This window comes from Gemmatimonadota bacterium (genome assembly GCA_021295815.1).
Taxonomy (GTDB): Bacteria; Gemmatimonadota; Gemmatimonadetes; order Longimicrobiales; family Gaopeijiaceae; genus JAGWBQ01.
This window is the reverse complement of the sequence record JAGWBQ010000016.1, coordinates 50,177-69,954: the sequence shown is the minus strand read 5'-3', so window position 1 is coordinate 69,954 and position 19,778 is coordinate 50,177. Positions and strand designations below refer to the sequence as shown.

General features: G+C 66.0%; 13 protein-coding genes. 5 read left to right on the top strand and 8 right to left on the bottom strand.

Annotation, left to right across the window (positions count from 1 at the left end; genetic code table 11):
* Together J4G12_07995 and J4G12_07990 are read right to left on the bottom strand one after the other, a co-directional pair.
* A partial coding sequence (locus J4G12_07995; GenBank protein ID MCE2455737.1) for an ABC transporter permease occupies positions 1–912 on the bottom strand: 912 nt, incomplete at its 3' end.
* A gap of 131 nt (positions 913–1,043) precedes the next feature.
* Positions 1,044–2,480: a sodium-dependent transporter gene (locus J4G12_07990; GenBank protein ID MCE2455736.1), complete on the bottom strand. Its 1,437-nt coding sequence runs from the start codon at positions 2,478–2,480 to the stop codon at positions 1,044–1,046.
* A 239-nt stretch (positions 2,481–2,719) separates the two neighbouring features.
* Here J4G12_07990 and J4G12_07985 point away from each other — a divergent pair, with 239 nt between their 5' ends.
* From J4G12_07985 to J4G12_07975, 3 genes are all read left to right on the top strand, one after another.
* Positions 2,720–3,790, top strand: coding sequence for a BMP family protein (locus J4G12_07985; GenBank protein ID MCE2455735.1), 1,071 nt, complete (start codon positions 2,720–2,722; stop codon positions 3,788–3,790).
* Positions 3,791–3,906: 116 nt separating this feature from the next.
* On the top strand, positions 3,907–5,427 hold the full coding sequence (locus tag J4G12_07980) for an ATP-binding cassette domain-containing protein (GenBank protein MCE2455734.1): 1,521 nt from the start codon (positions 3,907–3,909) through the stop codon (positions 5,425–5,427).
* A gap of 32 nt (positions 5,428–5,459) precedes the next feature.
* The gene (locus tag J4G12_07975; protein MCE2455733.1) at positions 5,460–8,318 is read left to right on the top strand and encodes an insulinase family protein; all 2,859 of its coding nucleotides are present in this window, start codon (positions 5,460–5,462) and stop codon (positions 8,316–8,318) included.
* 53 nt (positions 8,319–8,371) lie between these two features.
* Here the strand turns inward: J4G12_07975 and J4G12_07970 are convergent, their stop codons facing one another.
* From J4G12_07970 to J4G12_07945, 6 genes are all read right to left on the bottom strand, one after another.
* Positions 8,372–9,385 carry an FAD binding domain-containing protein gene (locus tag J4G12_07970; protein MCE2455732.1) on the bottom strand — a complete coding sequence of 338 codons (1,014 nt, stop codon included), beginning with the start codon at positions 9,383–9,385 and terminating at the stop codon, positions 8,372–8,374.
* Complete coding sequence (locus tag J4G12_07965) at positions 9,379–11,988, bottom strand: molybdopterin-dependent oxidoreductase (protein MCE2455731.1); 2,610 nt, start codon at positions 11,986–11,988, stop codon at positions 9,379–9,381. Before J4G12_07965 ends, J4G12_07970 begins: the two co-directional genes overlap by 7 nt.
* On the bottom strand, positions 11,985–12,530 hold the full coding sequence (locus tag J4G12_07960; protein MCE2455730.1) for a (2Fe-2S)-binding protein: 546 nt from the start codon (positions 12,528–12,530) through the stop codon (positions 11,985–11,987). The genes J4G12_07965 and J4G12_07960 overlap by 4 nt, the downstream gene beginning before the upstream one ends.
* A gap of 45 nt (positions 12,531–12,575) precedes the next feature.
* The gene (locus tag J4G12_07955) at positions 12,576–15,371 is read right to left on the bottom strand and encodes a TonB-dependent receptor (GenBank protein MCE2455729.1); all 2,796 of its coding nucleotides are present in this window, start codon (positions 15,369–15,371) and stop codon (positions 12,576–12,578) included.
* A 102-nt stretch (positions 15,372–15,473) separates the two neighbouring features.
* Positions 15,474–16,325, bottom strand: coding sequence for a hypothetical protein (locus J4G12_07950; protein ID MCE2455728.1), 852 nt, complete (start codon positions 16,323–16,325; stop codon positions 15,474–15,476).
* Entirely contained in the window at positions 16,313–18,004 is a 1,692-nt protein-coding gene (locus J4G12_07945) for an amidohydrolase (protein MCE2455727.1), read from the bottom strand. The genes J4G12_07950 and J4G12_07945 overlap by 13 nt, the downstream gene beginning before the upstream one ends.
* A gap of 208 nt (positions 18,005–18,212) precedes the next feature.
* Here J4G12_07945 and J4G12_07940 point away from each other — a divergent pair, with 208 nt between their 5' ends.
* On the top strand, positions 18,213–18,629 hold the full coding sequence (locus J4G12_07940; GenBank protein MCE2455726.1) for a BrxA/BrxB family bacilliredoxin: 417 nt from the start codon (positions 18,213–18,215) through the stop codon (positions 18,627–18,629).
* 86 nt (positions 18,630–18,715) lie between these two features.
* Complete coding sequence (locus tag J4G12_07935; protein ID MCE2455725.1) at positions 18,716–19,768, top strand: hypothetical protein; 1,053 nt, start codon at positions 18,716–18,718, stop codon at positions 19,766–19,768.
* Positions 19,769–19,778: the final 10 nt, after the last annotated feature.

Below are 19,778 nucleotides of genomic sequence, written 5' to 3'. Positions count from 1 at the left end.
GACCACGACCGAGACCCACACGTGAGGCACTCCCGCCTCCCTCTGCATGGCCGCACCTCCGGCTTCGAGCGCACCAAAGAAGAAGGCGGCCAGGAGCACGCCGAAAGGACGCAGCCCGCCGAGGATGGCCACCGCGATGGCGGTATACCCCCACCCGGGCGAGAGACCGGAGTAGAGGGCGTAGGTCACGCCGAAAATCTCCAAACCTCCGGCCAGGCCCGCTAGCGTCCCCGAAACGAGGAAGGCTCCGGTGCCGATCCTCAGCACGTTCATCCTGCCTGCCGACGCCGCTACCTCGGGAGCCGCACCGACCGCCCGTACCCGAAAACCGATACCGGCCCAGCGGTAGACCGCCCAGAGCGCGACGGCAGCGGCCAAGGCGACCAGCACGCCCACGTGAACCCTGGTCTCGGGAACGAGCATGGGCAACTGGAGTGAGCGGGGGAGCTCGTCGGTCTGCTGGAAGATGCCGCGGCCCTCCTGCAACGGTCCCGACACCAGAAACGAGACCAGGTGCACCGCCACGAAGTTGAGCAGGATAGTGGTCACCACCTCGTTCACGCCCCGTCCGCGCAGGTATGCCGGTGCCAGTGCCCACAAGCCGCCGGCTACGGAGGCGGCAATCAGCCCCAGAACGATGATCGGTGCGGCGAGCAACGGGAGCCGGCTTGCGGGGCCGGCCCAGAGGAGGCCGATCCAGACTCCTGCGGTCGCCCCCACGTAGATCTGGCCCTCGGCTCCGATGTTCCAAACCCCCGCACGGAAGGCGAGCGCGACCCCAAGTCCCGCGAGGGCGAGCGGCACCGTGCGGGTAGCCGTGACCGAGAAGGCGGCGGGGCTCCCGACCGACCCGCTGACCAGCGCCCGCCCGGCGGCATACGGGTCGAAACCGCCCGCAGCCAAAAGGACCACGAGCGCTCCGACCGCCGCCGCAGCCAATGCGGCGAAGGCCGCCGGACGAACCAGAGGGCCCTGAAGGGTGCCCCGACCGCGCCCTCGCGTGGGAGCCCGACCCCGAGCGCTGCGTGTCTGAGTCTCGACCGTTAGCTGAAGTCCTGTCCGGAGATGACGGCAATGATGATCGCCAGGATCGCCGCAGGAGCGACGAAGCGGATGAAGATCCGCCAGACCCTGTACCTGAACCACTGGGGTTCCGTGCCGTCCATCAGCTCGGCGGCGGTGTCCTTGCGGGCCATGATCCAACCTGCAACCACGGCGATCAGCAAGCCTCCTAACGGGAGCATCCAGTTCGAGACGAAGTGGTCGGCGTTAGCGAACCAGCCTACCTTGTCCTCGGGCCCGCCGAAAAACGGCACCTTGATGCTGGAAAAGAAGCCGGCGACGCCGGAGAGAGGTCCTTCGACCTCCTCGCCGAGGAGCCCGGGGAGAGAGAAGACTGCGATTCCGCTGAAGACGAAAATGGCCAGGCCGGCGCCGACGGTCGCCTTGGGTCTTGCCACCTTGCGCTCGTCGATGAGGAATGCGGTTACGACCTCGAGCAGCGAGATGGTGGATGTGAGCGCGGCGAGTGCCACGAGAACGTAGAAGAGCGGGCCTAGGAATCGTCCGAAAGGCACTTGGGTGAAGAAGATCTCGGGCAAGGAGATGAAGAGCATGCCCACCGAAGAGGCTCCGACCTCGTCGCGCAGCCCGGCCACGGAGAAAATCACCGAGAACATGATGACGGTGGCGAAGAGGGCGATCAGGGTGTCGAGCAGGACGATAGCGCCCGATGCCGAGACCGCCGATTCCTTCTTCGAGATGTAGGAACCGTACGTGATCATCGCACCCATGCCCAGGGAGAGCGTGAAGAACGAGTGTCCGACCGCTTCCAGAACGGCACCGGTTTCAATAGGCCCGGGTCGGAAGATGAAAGCGAGCGCCTCGCCGGCCCCGTCCATCTGCAGGGCGCTGATGAGCATGAGCACGAGAATGCCCATGAGCACCGGCAGAAATATGCGCGCGACCCGCTCGATCCCCTTAGTGACCCCGAAGTAGACCACCGCGACCGTAGCCACGCTGAAACCCAGGGAGAGCGCGAGCTGGAGAGGAAGGTTCAGTGCTTGCTCGTTGAAAAGGCCGGTCGCCGTCCCTTCGCCGGGATAACCGGCGATCGACCAGCCGGCCGACTTCACGAAGTAGAAGAGGGACCAACCCGCGATGACCGTGTAGTAGCTGAGGAGAACGAAGGCCGCCAGCACTCCCCAGGCCCCGAGAAGCCCCCACGCCGGTCCGGCCGCCTTCTTGAGAGCCCCGACGGCGCTGGTCTGGTAGCGCCGGCCGATGAGGAGCTCGGCGAGCATCACCGGCAGTCCTACCGCCAGGATGCATGCGAGGTAGACGAGAACGAAGCTTCCTCCGCCGTTCTCCCACGTTATGTACGGGAACTTCCAGAGGTTGCCCAGCCCGATGGCGCTCCCGGTGGCTGCGAGCACGAGACCGGCGCTGGAGCTCCATTGTCCGCGGGTCCGACCTTCCATGAGGGATTCCTGTTGAAGGGACGGGGGGTATTAGTGACGCGAGGCGTCCGCAAAATCTAACCCACGGCGGGGGCGATCGCGAGACCCGGCCCGTGCGTCGAAGACGCATATGGCCGGGCACTCCGTGACGTCGGGGGGTAGACCTGCAGCTTCCATCCTTTCACTTCGAGCGATCTCCGAACATGATCCCTTCAGCGCGTCGTCCGCTCATCTCATCGGTTCGTTCACGAGCCGCCGCCGTGCCCGTCATCTTGTTCACGTTGGCCTGTACGGCCGCGGATGGACCGACCGGTCGGAGCGATGAGGCCGGGGGCTTTCGGGTCGCTCTGCTCACGGCAGGCCCGGTGAGCGACGCCGGATGGAACGCCGGCGCCTACGAAGGCCTGCTCATGCTGCAGGACTCGCTCGGTGCCGAGATCAGCCACCAGCAGACCCGGGCGCCGTCCGAGTACGACGAAGCGTTTCTCGCCTACGGCAGCCAGGGTTTCGACATCGTGTTCGCTCACGGATTCGAGTTTCAGGATGCGGCGCTCCGGGCAGCCGAGAGCTTCCCTCAGACCACATTCGTGGTGAGCGGAGGCGGACGGGTGGCGCGGAACCTGGTCCCAATCGTCTTCGGCCTGAACGAAGGAGCTTACCTGGCCGGGATCGTGGCCGGCGCGCTCTCGGTTTCCGGCACCGTCGGCATGGTCGGGGGGGTCGAGATCCCGCCCGTACAAGGGACCTTTCGCGCCTTCGAGGCCGGAGCCCGGCGCTCCAGCCCCGACATCAGAATCCTGGAGTCCTTCACCGGCAACTGGGACGACGTGGCTGCGGCCAAGGAGGCTGCCGTGGCGCAGCTTTCCCAAGGGGCCGACGTGGTGATTCACAACGTGGACGCCGCGTCGTTCGGTGTCTTCCAGGCGGTGCGCGAAGCCCGAGCGGCGGGGCGCGAGATCTGGGCACTGGGGATGAATCGCGACCAGAACGACGTCGCCCCGGACGTCATCGTAGGCAGCGCGGTGATCTCCGCCCCGGGCGTCTTTCTCCGGGCGGCGAAGATGATCCACGATCGCGAAATCGAATCGCTACCCGACGGCGGTTCCTTGGCCGACCCGCCGCCGCTCGTGTTCACCGCCGGAATCGCCAACGGCCTAATAGACTTCGTCGCCAATCCCGCTCTCGACGTGATACCCGACGCAGCCGAACAGGCCGTCCGGGAGGCGAGAAGGTCGATCATCGCCGGTGAGCTCGAGGTACCTGCCATAAGGTACGTCGAAGGCATCGGGGACGTTATCGAGGATGGTGAGGACGAGGAGGGCTCTTCCTGAACTCCGCCGCTGTGGCCGACCGACCGCGGGCCGCCGCGCGGCTGATCGGGGTCAGCTGCAGTTTCGGCAGCGTCCGGGCCCTGGATGGAGCCTGTCTCCATCTGGAAACGGGATCGGTGCACGGTGTACTGGGCGAGAACGGGGCCGGCAAGAGCACCCTGCTTGGTGTGCTCGGCGGCATGGTCGCCCCGGATGCGGGCGAGGTCGAGGTGGACGGGATTCGTGGTCGACCGAGGTCCCCGGTGGAGGCGCGGAAGCGAGGGATCGGCTTCGTGCACCAGAATTTCCGCCTGGTAGAGCGCATGACGCTGATCGACAACTTCGCGCTGGCGAGTCCCCTGCCCAGCCTGCGGCTCCCGATCTCGCAGGTGACGGCTAGGGTCCGCGAGCTCATGCAACTGACCGAGTGGAGATTGCCCCTCTCCAGCCGAGTCGAGGACCTGAGCATAGGAGATCGGCAGCGCACCGAGATCCTCAAGGCCCTCATAGCCCATCCCCGCATCCTGATTCTCGACGAACCCACCGCAGTGCTGGTTCCGACGGAAATCCGGTCTCTCTTCGCGCTGCTCCGCAAACTGGCCGGCAACGGGCTCGCCATCGCCCTCGTCGCTCACAAGCTCGACGAGGTCATGGCCGTCGCCGATCGCTTCACCGTCCTCAGGCATGGGCGAACGGTGCTGGAGACGGCCCCCTCGGCAGACGTGCCGGGCCGGGTCGGTCGCGCCGAACTGGCGGACGCCATGGTGGGACATCTCGGCGAAACCGGTGTCGCGGCGGGGATCGAACCAGTAGCCCGAGTCGCGACCGATGATCACACGCCCGAGGTGCCGCCCGCCGCGTTTGGAAGCGCCGCTTCCGAACAGGTGTCGGGCACCGGGGTGTCCTCACGCGCGGCGTCCCTGCCCGCGGTCGCTTCCTGCCGCTCGGTCTCGGTGCGAGGCCGGACGGGCGAGCAGGCCCTGAACGGCGTTTCGCTCGAAATCGGACGTGGTGAGATCGTGGGTGTGGTGGGAGTCGAGGGGAACGGTCAGCGGGAGCTGGCGCAGGTGATGGCCGGCAGGTTGGCACCCGACTCGGGGGAGCTGGCCTTGCCCGCCGAGGTAGGCTACATACCGCAAGACCGGAGTCGCGAGGGGATCGCCGCAGGACTCGATCTCGTCGAGAACATCGCTCTTCATCGGCAGAGCGTCGCGGGCGCCGTGCTCAGGTGGGGCGAGCTGAGGGACGAGACCCGGTCGTTGATAAGAGAGTTCGGCGTGCAGACGGAAAACGAACGCTCTGCGGCAGGTTCGCTTTCGGGCGGCAATCAGCAGAGGCTCCTGGCGGCCCGCGAGCTGGGCAGAGAGGTTGACCTGATCGTCGCCGCCAACCCGACCCGAGGGCTGGATTTCCGCTCGACCGCCTTCGTCCACCGCACGCTCGAACGCTTGGTTCGTGGGGTTGTTCCGCCGGGCGTCCTTCTGATCACGACCGACCTCGACGAGGCGGCCGCCCTCTCGCACCGCGCCTTCGCCATGGTACGGGGCAGGTTGGTGCCGACTTCGGGGAGCGAGGTCGGACGCGGTGAGCTCGGCCGTCTCATGGTCAGCGGTGCCGGCAAACCGGAATCCGAACCGATGCCTAGCCGGTTAGGTTAAGGGGAACCATATCACCAAGGAGAGACACCGGAATGAACGGAACCCATGTACGACGAAGCGCGACCACGCTCCTCGCTGCCCATCTTGTCGTTGGCGCAGCCGTACTGCTTGCGGCTCCCGACAAGGCCGCCGGGCGCACCGTCCGAAGCCAGGAGCTCGGCGAGCTCATCCCCAACGACCCCGCCGTCCTGACCGGAGCCCTCGACAACGGCCTCACCTATTTCGTCCGCGAGAACGACGAACCCGAGAACCGCGCTGAGCTGCGCCTGGTCGTGAACGCCGGCTCGATCCTGGAGGACGACGACCAGTTGGGTCTCGCGCACTTCGTCGAGCACATGGCCTTCAACGGCACCCGCAACTTCGAGAAGCAGGCGCTGGTCGACTACCTGGAGTCGATCGGGATGCAGTTCGGTCCCCACATCAACGCCTATACGAGCTTCGACGAGACCGTCTACATGCTGCGCGTGCCCATGGACGACCCCGAGGTGATGGCCACAGCCATGAGAATCCTGGTGGATTGGGCGAGCGGCCTGACCTTCCTTCCCGAGGAGGTGGACAAGGAGCGCGGGGTAGTCGTGGAGGAGTGGCGAGGAAGACGCGGCGGGAACGCGCGGGTGTCGGACGAGCAGGTGCCAGTCATCTTCCACGAGTCGCGGTACGCGAATCGCCTGCCCATCGGAAGTCCCGACGTGGTCAGCTCCGCGCCGACCGAGACCTTGCTTCGCTTCTACCGGGACTGGTACCGCCCCGACCTCATGGCGGTGGTGGCCGTGGGCGATTTCGACGGCGCGGAGATCGAGGGAATGATCAGGGAGAGCTTTGCCGGTCTCCGGGGCCCAGAGAATCCGCGGCCACGCGAGGAGGCGACGGTTCCCATCGACCACGACCCGCTCACAATCGTCTCCACCGATCCCGAGGTGGCGTTCACCCAGGTGTCCGTTCTCTTCAAGCAGCCGCCGCAGGAGCGTGGTACCGTGGGCGCCTTCAGGCAGGGTCTGGTGCGTTCCCTCTACTCGGCGATGCTCAACGAACGGATAGAGGAGCTCACTCTCGAGGCCGAACCACCCATCCTGGGCGGCGGCGTCTCTCGCGGCTCCTTCGTCCGAGGGGTGGACGCGTCGCAGTTCAGCGCGATCGTACCGGAAGACGGGATCGAGCGCGGACTCGATGCCTTGCTGACCAAGGTGGAGGGAGCGGCGCGCCACGGCTTCACCGCTCCCGAGCTCGAGCGCGAGAAGGCGTCCTTGGCCAGACGCTGGGAGGCCACCCTCGCGGAAGCCGACAACCGGAGTTCGGCCGCGCTCGCCGGTCGCTACGTCAACGTCTTCCTCCAAGGCGGAACCTACCCGACGGTCGAGACCGAGGTGGCGATGGTGGAAGAGTTTCTCCCCGGCATCGACCTGGAGGAGACGAACACGTTCGCGCAGGATTGGCTGAGCGAGGCGGGGCGCGTGATCACGGTCGCCGGACCCGAAAAGGAGGGGCTCGACACCCCGGACGAGGAAGCCGTGAACGCCGTCTTCGCGGCGGTGGCCCAAAAGGATATCGCACCCTACGTGGCGGAAGAGCTCTCGTCCGAGCTTCTCCCCGTAGTCCCTGCAGGCTCTGCGGTCGTCTCGGAGGAGGTGATCGAGGAGGTCGGAGTGACGGTCTGGGAGCTCGAAAACGGCGTTCGCGTCGTCCTCAAGCCTACCGATTTCCGTGAAGATCAGGTGGTCTTCTCCGCTACGAGCCCCGGCGGGGTGTCGCTCTCGACCGACGAAGATTTCGTCAGCGCCACGGTTGCGGACCAGGCGGTGAGCAGCGGAGGAGCCGGGGAGTTCGACCGGATCTCCCTCAACCGAATGCTGGCCGACAAGCAGGCGAACGTGGCCATGAGCATCGGAGGGCTTACCGAGGGCGTCAGCGGCACGGCGTCGCCGCAGGACCTCGAGACCGCCTTCCAGCTCATCTATCTGGGCTTCACCGAGCCTCGCAGGGACGAGACCGCGTTCGACGCGCTCAAGGCGCAGATGGCCATGATGATGAATATGGCGTTGACGCCTCAGATGGTCATGCTGGACACCCTCGCAAACGTCCTGGCTCAGGGCCATCCGCGCGCGCCCTCCCTTGGGACGATGCTCGGAGCGATGGCGGACGCGGACCTCGATGTGGCCATGGATTTCTACCGGGAAAGGTTCGCCGACGCCTCCGACTTCACCTTCTACTTCGTGGGAAGCTTCTCGACGGCAGAGATGCGACCGCTGGTCGAGACCTACCTGGGCGCACTGCCTGACCTCGGCCGTGAGGAGACCTGGGTGGACCACGGCATCGACCCGCCTCAAGGGGTGATCGAGAAGGTGGTGTACAAAGGGTTGGAGCCGCAGAGCCAGACGATGATCGTCTTCACAGGTGACGGCGAGTACTCGCGCAAGGAAGAGCTCACGTTGAGCAACCTGGCGTCAGTGCTCGATATCCGCTTGCGCGAGCTGTTGCGTGAAGACCTTGGAGGCACCTATGGCGTGAGCGTCAGCTCGTCGCTCAGTATTCGACCGGACGAGGAGTACGCGGTCAATATCCAGTACGGTTCGGATCCCGAGCGGGCCGAGGAGCTGAGCGCGGTGGTCTTCGAGGAGATCGAGCGCATCAGGCGGGAAGGTCCGGACGCCGAGACGGTGGCCAAGGTGCGGGAAACCCAGAGACGCGACAAGGAGACCAACCTGCGACGGAACGGGTACTGGCGAAGCCAGCTTCTGACCTACGAGAGCCGGGGGTTCGACATACGCGACATCCCGTCGTACGGCTTTATCGAGAGCTGGACCGCCGAGGAGGTGCGCGCCGCCGCCGTCAAGTATCTGCGCGAAGACCAGTTCGTGAAGGTGGTGTTGCTGCCCGAAGAGGGCGAGGGCTAAGAGCCCGTGGGCAAACGCCGCTTCGTCGCTCGTGCGAGGTTGTCCACAGGGTTCTAAGCACTGCGGGGCGGCCGACCCTTGGCCGCCTCCAAGGCCCGTCTCGTGAAGACGGGGACCATGGCGCGTCGCCAGTCGACATCGACGGCGATGTTCGTCAGGGGGTGGCACTGGCGGTGGGCGCGCTCGGCCAGCGCGTCGATCACCTCGTCGGTCAGTCCGTTTCCTCGGGCGATCCGGTTCCAGCCGGTGAGCAGGCGCGGACGGGAGCCCATAGCGGTGACCACCCCGGTTACCTTCTTCACCCTTCCGCCGTCTGCGCCGTCCTCGGTCATCTCGGCCGAGACCGCGACCGTGAGCAGCGGAAAGTCGATGGAGCGACGCTGCCGCAGCTTGGCGTACCCTTGGCGCAGACTCGCCGACCTCAGAGGAATGTGCACCGAGACCACCAGGTCGTGGGGTCCTCGCACGGTGTTGGCGATGCCGTCGGCGACGAAAAATTCGGTGACCGGCACGACCCTGGTTCCGGAGCGATCGGCGATCTCCACCGAGGCGTCCAGGCAGGCGAGCACCGGGGGAGTGTCGGCCGAATGCGCTGCCACGCACTTGCGTCCGACCCTCGTGACGTGGCAGGCGTCGCCGTCCTTCTTCAGACAGTAGCCGAGGGCGTTCCGCCAGAATTCGGTCTGGTTGTAATAGGTGCAGCGGGTTTCGAGACAGACGTTGCCGCCTATCGTACCGGAGTTGCGAAGCTGCGGACCGGCCACCGCTCCCGCTGCCTCGGAAAGCGCGGGGAAGAGCCTCTGCACCAAGGGATGGGCCGCCGTGGCGGTGAGAGTCTCGGTCGCCCCGATGCGCAAGACGTCGCCCAACCGCGAGATTCCCTTCAGCGAAGCGACGCCCCGCAACGAGATCAGGTGTTCGGGCTCGAACAGACGGTGCTTCAGGTTGGGAATGAGGTCCGTGCCGCCGCTGATGAACATGGCTTTCGGTCCGTGGATGAGGTAGGCGTCTTGCGCCTCCTCCAAAGCCGTCGGTCGGTGATAGCGGTACCGAGGAAGCCTCAGCATCCGTCCGTGCCCTCCGTTCGCCCTTGAGGGCGGGGCGCAAACTGCCGGCAAGACGAGGTGCGCGCGTTTGCTGGAATCGATTCTCGCCCGCCCGCTCGGTGCGGCGGCCGGGGTTTGCCCAGCGTCCCGAGCTCCTCCGCACAGGCGATCGCCCGCCAGACCTTCGGCGGGGTGAAGGGCAGACGGTCCAAGCGCACGCCGATAGCATCGTATATGGCGTTGGCGATGGCCGGAATCGACGGGTGGAGCGGGCCTTCGCCGGCTTCCTTGGCGCCGTACGGGCCTTCGGGGTCGATCGACTCGACGATCAGGGAACGGAGTTCGGGCGTGTCGAGGCTTGTGGGTATGCGATAGTCGAGTAGAGAGGGGGCCGTGAGCAGTCCGGCCCTTCCTTCGGAGGAATCCCTGAAAAGGTGCTCCTCCATCAGGGCCTCGGCGAATCCCATGTAGGCGGAACCCTCCATCTGCCCCTCGACCAGGACCGGGTTCAGAGCTCGTCCGCAATCGTGCGCGATCCAGATACGGCGCACGTCCACGTATCCGGACTCGACATCGACATCCACCTCGGCGACGTGGGCGGTGAAGGAGTACGCCGGCGAGGCGCCGATCGTGGCTCCGCGATAGCTGCCGTGAACGTCCTTCGGCGTGTTGTACCAGCCGCTCGCCGTCAGCGTCCCGAAGCGCGCCTCCGCGAGTTCGAAAGCTTCCCGGATGTGCATGCTCACCGAGGTGTCGGGCGCGTACATGGCGCGTCCACCTGCGAGAAGCACCTGCCGCGCCGAGACCGGCGGTGCACTCTCGGGCCCCGCCCCGTTCGCCCGGCTTCCGTTGCCCGCGTGGGCCGCGTCCTCGTCACGGGTACCCGCGTGGCCCCGGCTCCAGTGCTCGGCGACTGCCTTCCGCACCAGCCGCTTCAGCTTGCGAGCGGCGTCGATGGCGGCGTTTCCGAGCATGAAGGTGACCCTGCTGGAGTAGGCCCCCAGATCCACCGGCGTGAAGTCCGTGTCGCCCCTCATCACTCTGACGTAGTCCAGCGGAACGCCCAGCTCCTCGGCGGCGACGTAGGCGACCATCGAATCGCATCCCTGCCCGATCTCGCTCGCGCCGCTGAAGACCGCCACCCGCCCCGACCGGTCGATCTGCATCTGAATCGCGGACTGGGGCATCTCGTTCGGGTAGATCGGATAGTTGGTCCCCGATATGTAGGTGGAGCCGGCCACGCCCACGCCGCGTCCGAAAGGAAGTCTCCGGAACTTGCGCCTCCAGTCGCTCGCGCGTTCCACGGCGTCCAGACATGTTCCAAAGCCGTTGGAGGTCACGCGCAGTTCGTTGAGAGTCCTCTCTCCATCCGCGAGGAGGTTGCGCCTTCGCAATTCGAACGGGTCGAGCGAGCACCGCTCGGCAAGCTTGTCGAGCTGAACCTCGAACGCGAAACGAGGCTGCACCGAACCGTGGCCGCGCTTCGGGCCGCACGCCGGCTTGTTCGTGTAAACCCTGGTGGAGTCGAAGCGGTATGCCGGCATAGCGTAAGGCGCGCACAGCAACTGGCCGGAGTAGTAGGTGGTGACCAGTCCGAACGATGCGTAGGCCCCGCCGTCCAGGAGTATTTCTGCGTCCACCGCGGCCAGATGTCCGTCGGAGTCGGCGCCCGTGCGATACTTCATGTGGAAGGGATGGCGCCCGCGATGCGCGTAGAACACCTCCTCGCGGGTGTAGAGGATCTTGACCGGTCTGCCGGTGATCATCGCCAGCTTCGCGACGCAGAATTCCAGATCGAAGGGCTCGCTCTTGCCGCCGAAGGCCCCGCCGACCATGGGCTGCAGGACCCTGACTCTCGCCTGATCGAGACCGAGCACCCTGCCAAGTTCGCGGTGCAAGTAGTGCGGCACCTGGGTGGCCGACCAGACGGTGAGACGGCCTCCGGTCCCGCCGGCCGAAGCGCTCGGCGACTCGCTGTGCGGCGAAACGCCGGTGGGCGTTCCGTCCGGCTCCCACCTTCCGATGGCGCAGTGAGGCTCGATGGGCGCGTGGGTGGTGCCCTCGAAGAAGTACTCGCCCTCCACGACCACATCCGAGCCGACCATGGCGGAGTCCACCTCGCCGAAGGCGAGCTGCACGCGCTTGGTGACGTTGCCGTTCCCGCCCGGCTTGCGCGGCTCGTGGATGTAGGGTGCGGACCCGTCGGCGTCGGCCGAGTCGTACGCATCCAGAAAGCTGGGCAGCTCCTCGTATTCGACGTCGATCAGACGCAAGGCCGCGATCGCGGTGTCTTCGTCGACCGCCGCCACAGCCGCCACGCCGTCCCCCACGTAGCGAACCCGATCGAGAGCGAGCGGATACTCGTCAGGTGTCCAAGGGATGATGCCGTACCGCACCGGCATGTCCGCACCGGTGACCACACCGCGCACGCCCGCGAGCGAACGAGCCTTGGAGGTGTCTATCGAGAGGATGCGCGCGTGCGGATGCGGACTCCGCAGGATCTTCCCGTGGAGCATTCCGGGAAGCGCGATGTCGTCGGTGTAGAGGGCTCGGCCGCTAGACTTGTCGAGCCCTTCCACCCGGCGCTGGCGGGATCCGATCACGGAATGCCGCAGGCTCTTCATCGGCGGTTTCCGGCCTGGCGATCTCTCCCGGTTTCGCGTTCGGCTCCATCTGTCTCACCGCATGCCGTTCTCGTCATCCTTCCGGCGCGCTCGACGGCCGCGTAGATCTTCGTATAGCCGGTGCATCGGCAGAGATTGCCGGAGAGGGCCTCCCTGATCTCGACTAGCGAGGGCGACGGGTTCCGGTCGAGCAGCGCCTGGGCCGAACAGAGGATGCCAGGCGTACAGAATCCGCACTGAGCGGCGCCTTCCAGGTCGAATGCGTCCTGGAGCGGACTCGGCGCCTCCGGCGAGGCCAGACCTTCGACGGTGACGACCCGTCTGCCTTCGACTTCCCATACCGGCGTAAGGCAGGCGAGGGTGGGCATGCCGTCCACCAGCACCGTGCACGCCCCGCAGTCTCCCTTGTCGCAACCCTGCTTGGACCCGGTCAGGGACAGTCCGTAGCGGAGCGTCTCGAGAAGGGTGAAGTGCTCGGGTACGGCGACCTCTGCCCGGTCGCCGTTGACCTGAATCCGAACGATCTTCTTGGAAGAGTACACACTTGAAGCTCAACCCGAATCGCCGATTCGGCAAGATGGGTGCCGTTAACCCGCCCCACCCAGGGCGATTGCCGCCTTGGCGTAGACGTAGCCTCCGTTCGACCCGAACGGCGAGTTCGGGCTGTAGAGGTTGCCGGCGATTCTCGCGTTGGGGTTCCGTTGGGGATAGAGGTTCAGGGCGTTGTCGGCGCCGACGGTGACGGCGGTCCGCTCGTCCACGCGGTAACGTAGCTCGAGGTCGACGAGGTGGGCTCCGGGGTAGCTCCGGCCGTCGCGAGAGTCGAACCAGCCCGCATAGTAACTTGCTCGGGCCCGGGCCGAGAGCGAACGCCAGTCCCGCCGCACCGAGGCGGTCCAGCGCGTGGACGGGAGCGCGTCTTGGAGCTGCATGATGCGCAGCTCGTTGACGATCTCGGGGTTGAAATCGGTCACCTCGGTGTCCGTGTAATTGAGGGCCAGACTGAGTTCGGTCCCGGATTCGGGGCTGTCTCGGCCCGCGACCAGGGAGGCCACCAGGTCGAATCCTTGCGTGCGGGTGTCGAAGTCGTTCGCGAAGAATCGAAAATTGACCAGATTCCGCGCACTGGTTATGCCCTCGGAGATGAGACGCTCCGCCTCCTCAGGGCTGAGCTCGAATTCCTGACTCAGCGCGAGCCGATCTGTGACGTCGACCCGAAAGCCGTCGAGCGATAGTGTGAATCCGCCGGTGTTCATCACGAGCCCGACGCTCGCGCTAGCTGAATTCTCGGAGTCGAGCGGCTTGCCTCCCTTGAGCTCAGCCACCCTCGAGGTCGACGGAATCGTTCCGTTGTTCACGAGCTCGCGCAAATCCGGGTTCCACTGGGTCGATACGTTGAAGGCGTTTTGCTGCCCCGGAGTGGGTGCCCGAAACCCGGTGCTCGCACTGGCGCGAACGGCAAGTTGCTCGACTATGGAGATCCGGCCCGCGAGTTTGCCGTTCAGAGTCGTCCCGAAGTCCTCGAAGTCTTCGATCCGCAGCGCGGTGCCCGTGCTCCAACCTCCATCCTCGCCTTGAAGCTCCATGTCGGCGTAGCCGGCCCAGTTCTGGCGATGCCAGCCTCCCGCCGCTATGTCGCTGAAGCCCGGGAAGCCGTTCGAGCCTGAGCTGAAGCCTTGCGGTGCGAGCGGACCTAAGGCCCATGAGCTCTCCTCGCCGATCCCGATCTCAAAGTACTCGTCGCGATACTCCGCCCCGCCCGCGACGTTGAGGCGGTCGTTCACGGCGTAGCTCAGGTCGAGGTTGGCGTTGAGTTCGCGCTGCAGATAGAGACCGGGATCGAAGGTGGTGGGTGACTCCGGCCCGAGGGAGGCGTTCACCGTCTCGCTGATGAAGAAGTCCACGGAGTGCCGGCCCAGGCCTAGGCTGAAGTCCCACTGCGGACCGCCGTGAAAGTGACCTCGCACTCCCGCCAGGATGGAAGCGTCCTGGGTGTCGCCTCCGTACTGAGGCGTGAACCCTCCGGGAAAGAGCTCCTGGAAGGTGAAGCAGTTGGGGTCGGCGAGCACCTGCGAGAGAGCCGTCGGGTCGGGCACCGAGTTGGTGATGGCGACCGTCGGACATGCCGCCGAGCCGTCGAGCACGCCGTCCTGTGCGTCGAGCATGTCTCCAACCAGCAGGGTTTCGCCCCCGTCGATGCTGAACACGCCCTCCCGGGTGTTGGGGTTGCGGAAGAAGAAGCCGCCCTCGACGGTTTCGCTTGCATAGCCTGCGTGACCGTAGATCTGGACGCCGTCGGCGACGAAGCCGCCGAAATTGCCCCAGAGCTTCAGGTCGTCATCGACCGCGTACGATCCCCAGATTTGAGCCGGATCGCGCACATTCGCGTTGCCTGCCGCGATCAGGGCCGCCGCGTCGTCGCGCTGGATGCTGCGGTCGGTGGGATTGGAGGCCCCGAACTCGGCGCTTAGGTTCGCGAAGCCGGTCTCGCCCAGGGGAAGCCCGACGTTTCCGGCCAGCGTGTAGCCGTCACCGCCACCATCCAGGAAGCGTCCGGAACGGAGCTCTACCGAGCCGCCGGAGCGGGCATCCTTCAGGGCCACGTTTATGACCCCGGCGATGGCGTCCGAGCCGTACTGCGCGGAGGCGCCGTCCCGAAGCACCTCGGCCTGCCGCACCGCTATCGACGGAATGACCGAGATGTCCGGGCCCTGGGCCCCGTCGGCGAAGCCGTTTCCGATCCAGGTGATGACCGACGCCCGGTGCCGCCGCTTGCCGTTGACGAGTACTAGCGTATGATCGGGTGCGAGGCCGCGCAGGCTCGCGGGACGCACGAGGCGGGCGGCATCGCCGGGTGCCTGGGGATTCACGTTGAAGGATGGAACCACGGTGCGCAGCAGGTCGCTCAGGTCGGTGTCGCCCTGCTCGATGAAGTCTCGCGCCGGGATCGCGTCGATGGGAACCGCCGATTCGACGACGGTCCGGGGCCGAGAACGGCTGCCCACCGCGACTATGCCTTCCAGCAGAATTGCGGTGCCGAAGAGCTCCGCGTCGAGATGGACGCTAGCGCCGTTCGGTACTTCCACCTCGCGGATCGCTCTGGAATAACCGAGAAGCGTGATGGTGATCTGATGAGGACCCGCAGGGATCCCGGATATCTCGTAGTGACCGCCCACGTCGGTCACGATGCCTCTGCTCAGGGCTTCGATCGACACCTGAGCTCCGGCCAGAGGAGCTCCGGTCGCGGCGTCGCGAACGCTTCCCTCCACCGTTCCGCTCTGTGCTTGTAGGTCGGGCGTCGCCCACGCGAGCGCGAGTCCAGTGAGAAGGGCGATGGGGACGGACGAGATGGGATGAAAGTCACGAGGACGACGGGTCGCCATGGTTTAGCTCCTTGCGCGGTTTGCAGTGGAGGTTTCCGGGTCATCAGGAGCAGCGTCGCGCCAGCTCGGCGGAAGCGCGTCCAAAGTTAAGACGGAACGGCGCTAAGCGGAAAGGTGCGCCGACTCGAACACGGATTGAAGCTCTCCCAGCGGCACGTAAAACCGAAGGTACCGGCGTCCGTCCGACCAGAGCTCGCCTTTTGGGTTTTCGACCAGGACAGTGGCCCGCTTCGTGATCCGGTTGACCCGGCCTTCAAGGCGCTCTCCCCGGTAACTGAACCGCACCTGAGCTCCGACCCCGATTCCCAGCTTCGCCGCCCGAGCGCGGCGGGTCACGAGCTGGTGCGTATGCGCCCTGTGCGCGAAGAGCCGTTGGGCGATCCCCTGGAAGCGTTCGCGGCTGCAGCGGCTCTCGTCCCAGCACAGCCATTCGGCGAGATGGACAAGCTCGTGTTCGAAGAGTCGCTGGAGCGCCTCCAGCCGGTGGCGGCAAGGCAGCCCGCCGACGGTGACCTCCGGGTCGCCCGCCCGAAAGCCGTCGAAGAGGACGGATGCGGCGACTGCAATCTCAAAGCGGGTCGTCCCGTCCGGGCGGCGATACCGGGTGGTTTTCCCGCCCGCGCGCGACATCCTTGTGGAAAGGCGGAATCCCACGCCGTCCGGCCCGAGCAGAGTTCCGCACTTTCCGTCGAGGAAGCGCGCATCGTATGCACGGAACAGGAATTCGATGTCTTCGGCATGAAGGCGCGTGAAGTCGGGTTCGGTGGCGAACCGGGACGCCTCGAGAAGCCGGCGGCCGATGTCGCGTGTCCAATCGCTAATTCTGACCTGCCCCGGATCTCTCGTGAGGAGAATCCGCTTGAGATCGGTCTGTGGCGCAGGCGCCTCTGCCGCCGAAGGTGGAGGCGCATGCCGGCTCTCCGGCGAATTCGGGAGCTCGCCTAACTCTCCCAAGTCACCCTTCCTCCCGCCACCGTGCGTAGAACCGGGATCTCCTTAATCGAGTCCGGATCGGCGTCGTGCGGATCGGCTTCGAGCACCACGAAGTCGGCTAGCTTGCCAGGCGTGACCGAACCCTTCATCTCCTCCTCGAAGGAAGCGTAGGCCCCGCCCATCGTACAGATGCGCATCGCCTCGGCGACGGTGATGCGCTGGCTCGGACCCCAGACTCGACCCTCGAAGTCCTTCCGAGTGACCATGCTCTGGATCGCCATGAGGGGCTCGTAGGGGCCGGGCGTGTAGTCGGACGCGGGCGCGACCGGAATGTCGTAGTCGAGGAAAGAGCGGTGGGCGAACATCCACTCCATCTTCTCGGGGCCGTACTCGACCCACTTGTTGCCGTGGTAGTGGGCGTAGGTGTAGAAGGGAGTGGGCACCGCGCCGGCGGCCTTGATCCGTGCGAGCAGATCGGGGTTGACCAGGGAACAGTGCTCGATCCGATGCCTGGCGTCCGGTCGCGGCCAGAGCTCCTGGACTCGTTCGTATGCGTCCAGCACCATTCCGATGGCGACATCGCCGTTGGCGTGGATGCCGACCTGCCACCCTGCCCGGTGGGCGACCTCGACGGCATCGCGGACAGCCTCGCGGGTCATGGTGAGGATGCCGTAGTCGTCGGGTCGTCCCACGTAGGGGGTGCTCATGCGCATGGTCCGCTCCGACGCCGAACCGTCGGCACCGTACTTGACGCCGCCCACCCGCAGCCATTCGTCTCCGAAGCCGGTCGACACCCCGGCGCGGCGCAGGTCTTCGTAGGGGCCTCGCATCATCATGTAGACGCGGCAACTGAGCTCCTCGTTCCGGTAGGCCGCGCCGTAGGCCTTCACGCTGTTGGCCGAGGTCCCGGCGTCGTGGAAGGAGGTCAGGCCCGCCTGCGCCATCAGCTCCGTGATCAGCTTGACTCCCGCCCTACGGTCGTCATCGGTGTGAACGTTCGGGATCAGCCGCGAGATGACGTAGTTGGCTCGCTCCGCAACCAGGCCGGTGAGCTCGCCGTCCTCGCGGTAGAACTTTCCACCCGGCGGATCGGGGGTTTCCACCGTCACCTCCGCCAGCGCGAACGCGTGCGAGTTGTAGACGCTGGTGTGCCCGCCGCGATGCCCCACGACCGCAGGATGGTCGGGGACGGCCTCGTCGAGGTCGCGCCGGTTGAGGGGCCGCCCCTCGGCGAGCTTGGTGTCGTCGTACTTGAAGCCCCGGATCCACTCGCCTTGAGGCGTCGTGCGCGCACGCGCCGCCATGCGCTCCTTGATCTCGGCGACCGAGCGCACATCGACGTTCACGTCCTTGAGTTCCCTGACGCCCGCTCCCGCCGGATGCGTGTGGGCGTCGACGAACCCGGGAGCGATGACGGCGTCCTCGTGGTCGAAGACCAGGGTGCCTTCCCCTCGCAGAGCTTCGATGTCGGCCCGCGAGCCCACCGCCATGAAGCGGCCGTCTTTCACGGCAAGCGATTCCGCAATCGGATGGGCCTCGTCCATGGTGTGGACGATGCGCCCGTGCACGATCATGTCGGCGACGTCCGCTGAGACACCGGCTCGGGTCCCGAAACTCGACCCGCCTTCGCATCCCGTAAGGAATCCGGCGCCTACCGCGCCGGCGGTCGTTCCCAGAAACCTGCCTCTCGTCAACTTCATGGCGACTCTCCGAAATCACGCGCTCCTCCGTCCCCGGCTCGGCCCTGCGGCGCGTTCGCTGGCCGCGCAACGCCTTGAACTTCTCGAAATCCGACGCACGGAGCAAGCTCAGGCGCGTTGAGGTGCGCGGAGGCGTCGAGCGTCCGGAGGGAACAGCCGTCGCGCCGACCGGTAGTGGTGTGCGAAGTCCCTTCCCCAACCAGACGACATGCCTTATCCCGAGATGATGGTCGCTCCGATGCGACAGGACTTGGTGCGCATCGGTTTCCAGGAACTCCACACCGCCCAGGACGTCGATGATGCACTGGCGCCCGACGGTCAAACCACGCTGCTGGCCATCAACTCCGTGTGCGGGTGTGCGGCAGCGATGATGCGCCCCGGCGTCTACTTTTCTCTCCAGGGCGCCAAGCGACCGCAGAGCCTCACCACGGTCTTCGCCGGCCAGGACCTCGATGCCACCGCCCGCGCCCGCGACCATATAGTGGGCTACCCCCCGTCGTCGCCCGCCGTGGCCCTTTTCAAGGACGGCGAGCTCGTCTACTTCATGGAACGCCATCAGATCGAAGGTCGCCGTGCGGAAGACATAGCTCACGATCTCGGCGTGGCGTACGAGGAGCACTGTTAGAGGAAGCCGGTGGCGACTTGAAGAGCGCCCATCTCACGTTCCAGCCGCAGGAAGCTCGCAGGCAAGCCGCGACTACCCGTTTGGCATTGGCTACCATCGCGCTCATCGCCACATCCTCTCATCTGTCGGCCCAACCGGCTATCACGGTACGCGACTCGATCTTGCTCCAGGAATCCGGCGCCGACTACCTCGTGCTGCCGAGTCGCGTCGTGCCCGATGAATCGGGCGGCTACCTGGTGGCCGACCACGGACAGGCAGGGGTATTCCACTATTCGAACAACGGGAGTCTGATACGGCGATACGGCCGCCAGGGCGAGGGCCCAGGCGAATGGAAGGAAGCCGGTGTCGTCCTGCCTTGGGGAAACGAACACGTCATGGTGCTGTCGTGGAGTCCGTATGCCATCCAGCTCTTCCGGCGGAGCGACGGGCATTTTGAAGAGAGACATCCCCTCAACACTCCGGTCGAGTCGGTGGTACCCGGCCCGGAGGGTCTGTGGTTGAGCGGTGCGCACCACGGGACCTCGAGCGCGATCCGCCGGTTGAGGCTCGGCGAATCCGAGGCCCGTCCCGTCCTCCGCCTCCCCGGCGAATATACGGAGGGTGGTCCTGTCGGTGGCATATTCCCCGAAATGCCGTTCGCGATGTGGGCCGACACGCTGCTTGTCGGGTTCATGCCACTTCCGTATCTGATCGTGGCGGACACCACCGGTCGGGAACTGGACCGTTTTGAGGTCCCTGCGGCCCGACGGAAGGGCGGCACGGCTGACCCTGCAACCGCAATCGACGAGGTTCTCGCAGGCGGTCGCGCGTACTCCGAAGTCTTTGGCCTCTTCTCCGTCGCCGGGGGAGTCCACCGCCGGCCGAACGGTACAATAGTGGTGGTCCATTTCGACATGGGTACCGAAGTCGGACCTGTGAGCACGGTGGGTTTGTGGGTGACTGTGATCGACGAGTCGCGGAAGTCGGCGTGCGTGGATGCGGAGATACCCCTGGAGCCGGGTTCGCGCCCGGCCATCGGATTCGAGGGGGATCTGTTTCTGGTGCTGGAGTCGGTGGTACGGCGGGGAGACTCCGTGACGGTGTTGAGACGGATCGAGGTGGACGTGGACGGCTGTGACTGGATGCCGATCAGCCGTTGAAGTTTCGGAG

Excerpts from the sequence above, each read along its gene's own strand:
- J4G12_07990 (MCE2455736.1), bottom strand. The coding sequence starts at position 2,480 with ATGGAAGGTCGGACCCGCGGACAATGGAGCTCCAGCGCCGGTCTCGTG.
- J4G12_07975 (MCE2455733.1), top strand. The coding sequence starts at position 5,460 with ATGAACGGAACCCATGTACGACGAAGCGCGACCACGCTCCTCGCTGCC.
- J4G12_07970 (MCE2455732.1), bottom strand. The coding sequence starts at position 9,385 with ATGCTGAGGCTTCCTCGGTACCGCTATCACCGACCGACGGCTTTGGAG.
- J4G12_07965 (MCE2455731.1), bottom strand. The coding sequence starts at position 11,988 with ATGAAGAGCCTGCGGCATTCCGTGATCGGATCCCGCCAGCGCCGGGTG.
- J4G12_07955 (MCE2455729.1), bottom strand. The coding sequence starts at position 15,371 with ATGGCGACCCGTCGTCCTCGTGACTTTCATCCCATCTCGTCCGTCCCC.
- J4G12_07945 (MCE2455727.1), bottom strand. The coding sequence starts at position 18,004 with ATGAAGTTGACGAGAGGCAGGTTTCTGGGAACGACCGCCGGCGCGGTA.
- J4G12_07940 (MCE2455726.1), top strand. The coding sequence starts at position 18,213 with ATGCCTTATCCCGAGATGATGGTCGCTCCGATGCGACAGGACTTGGTG.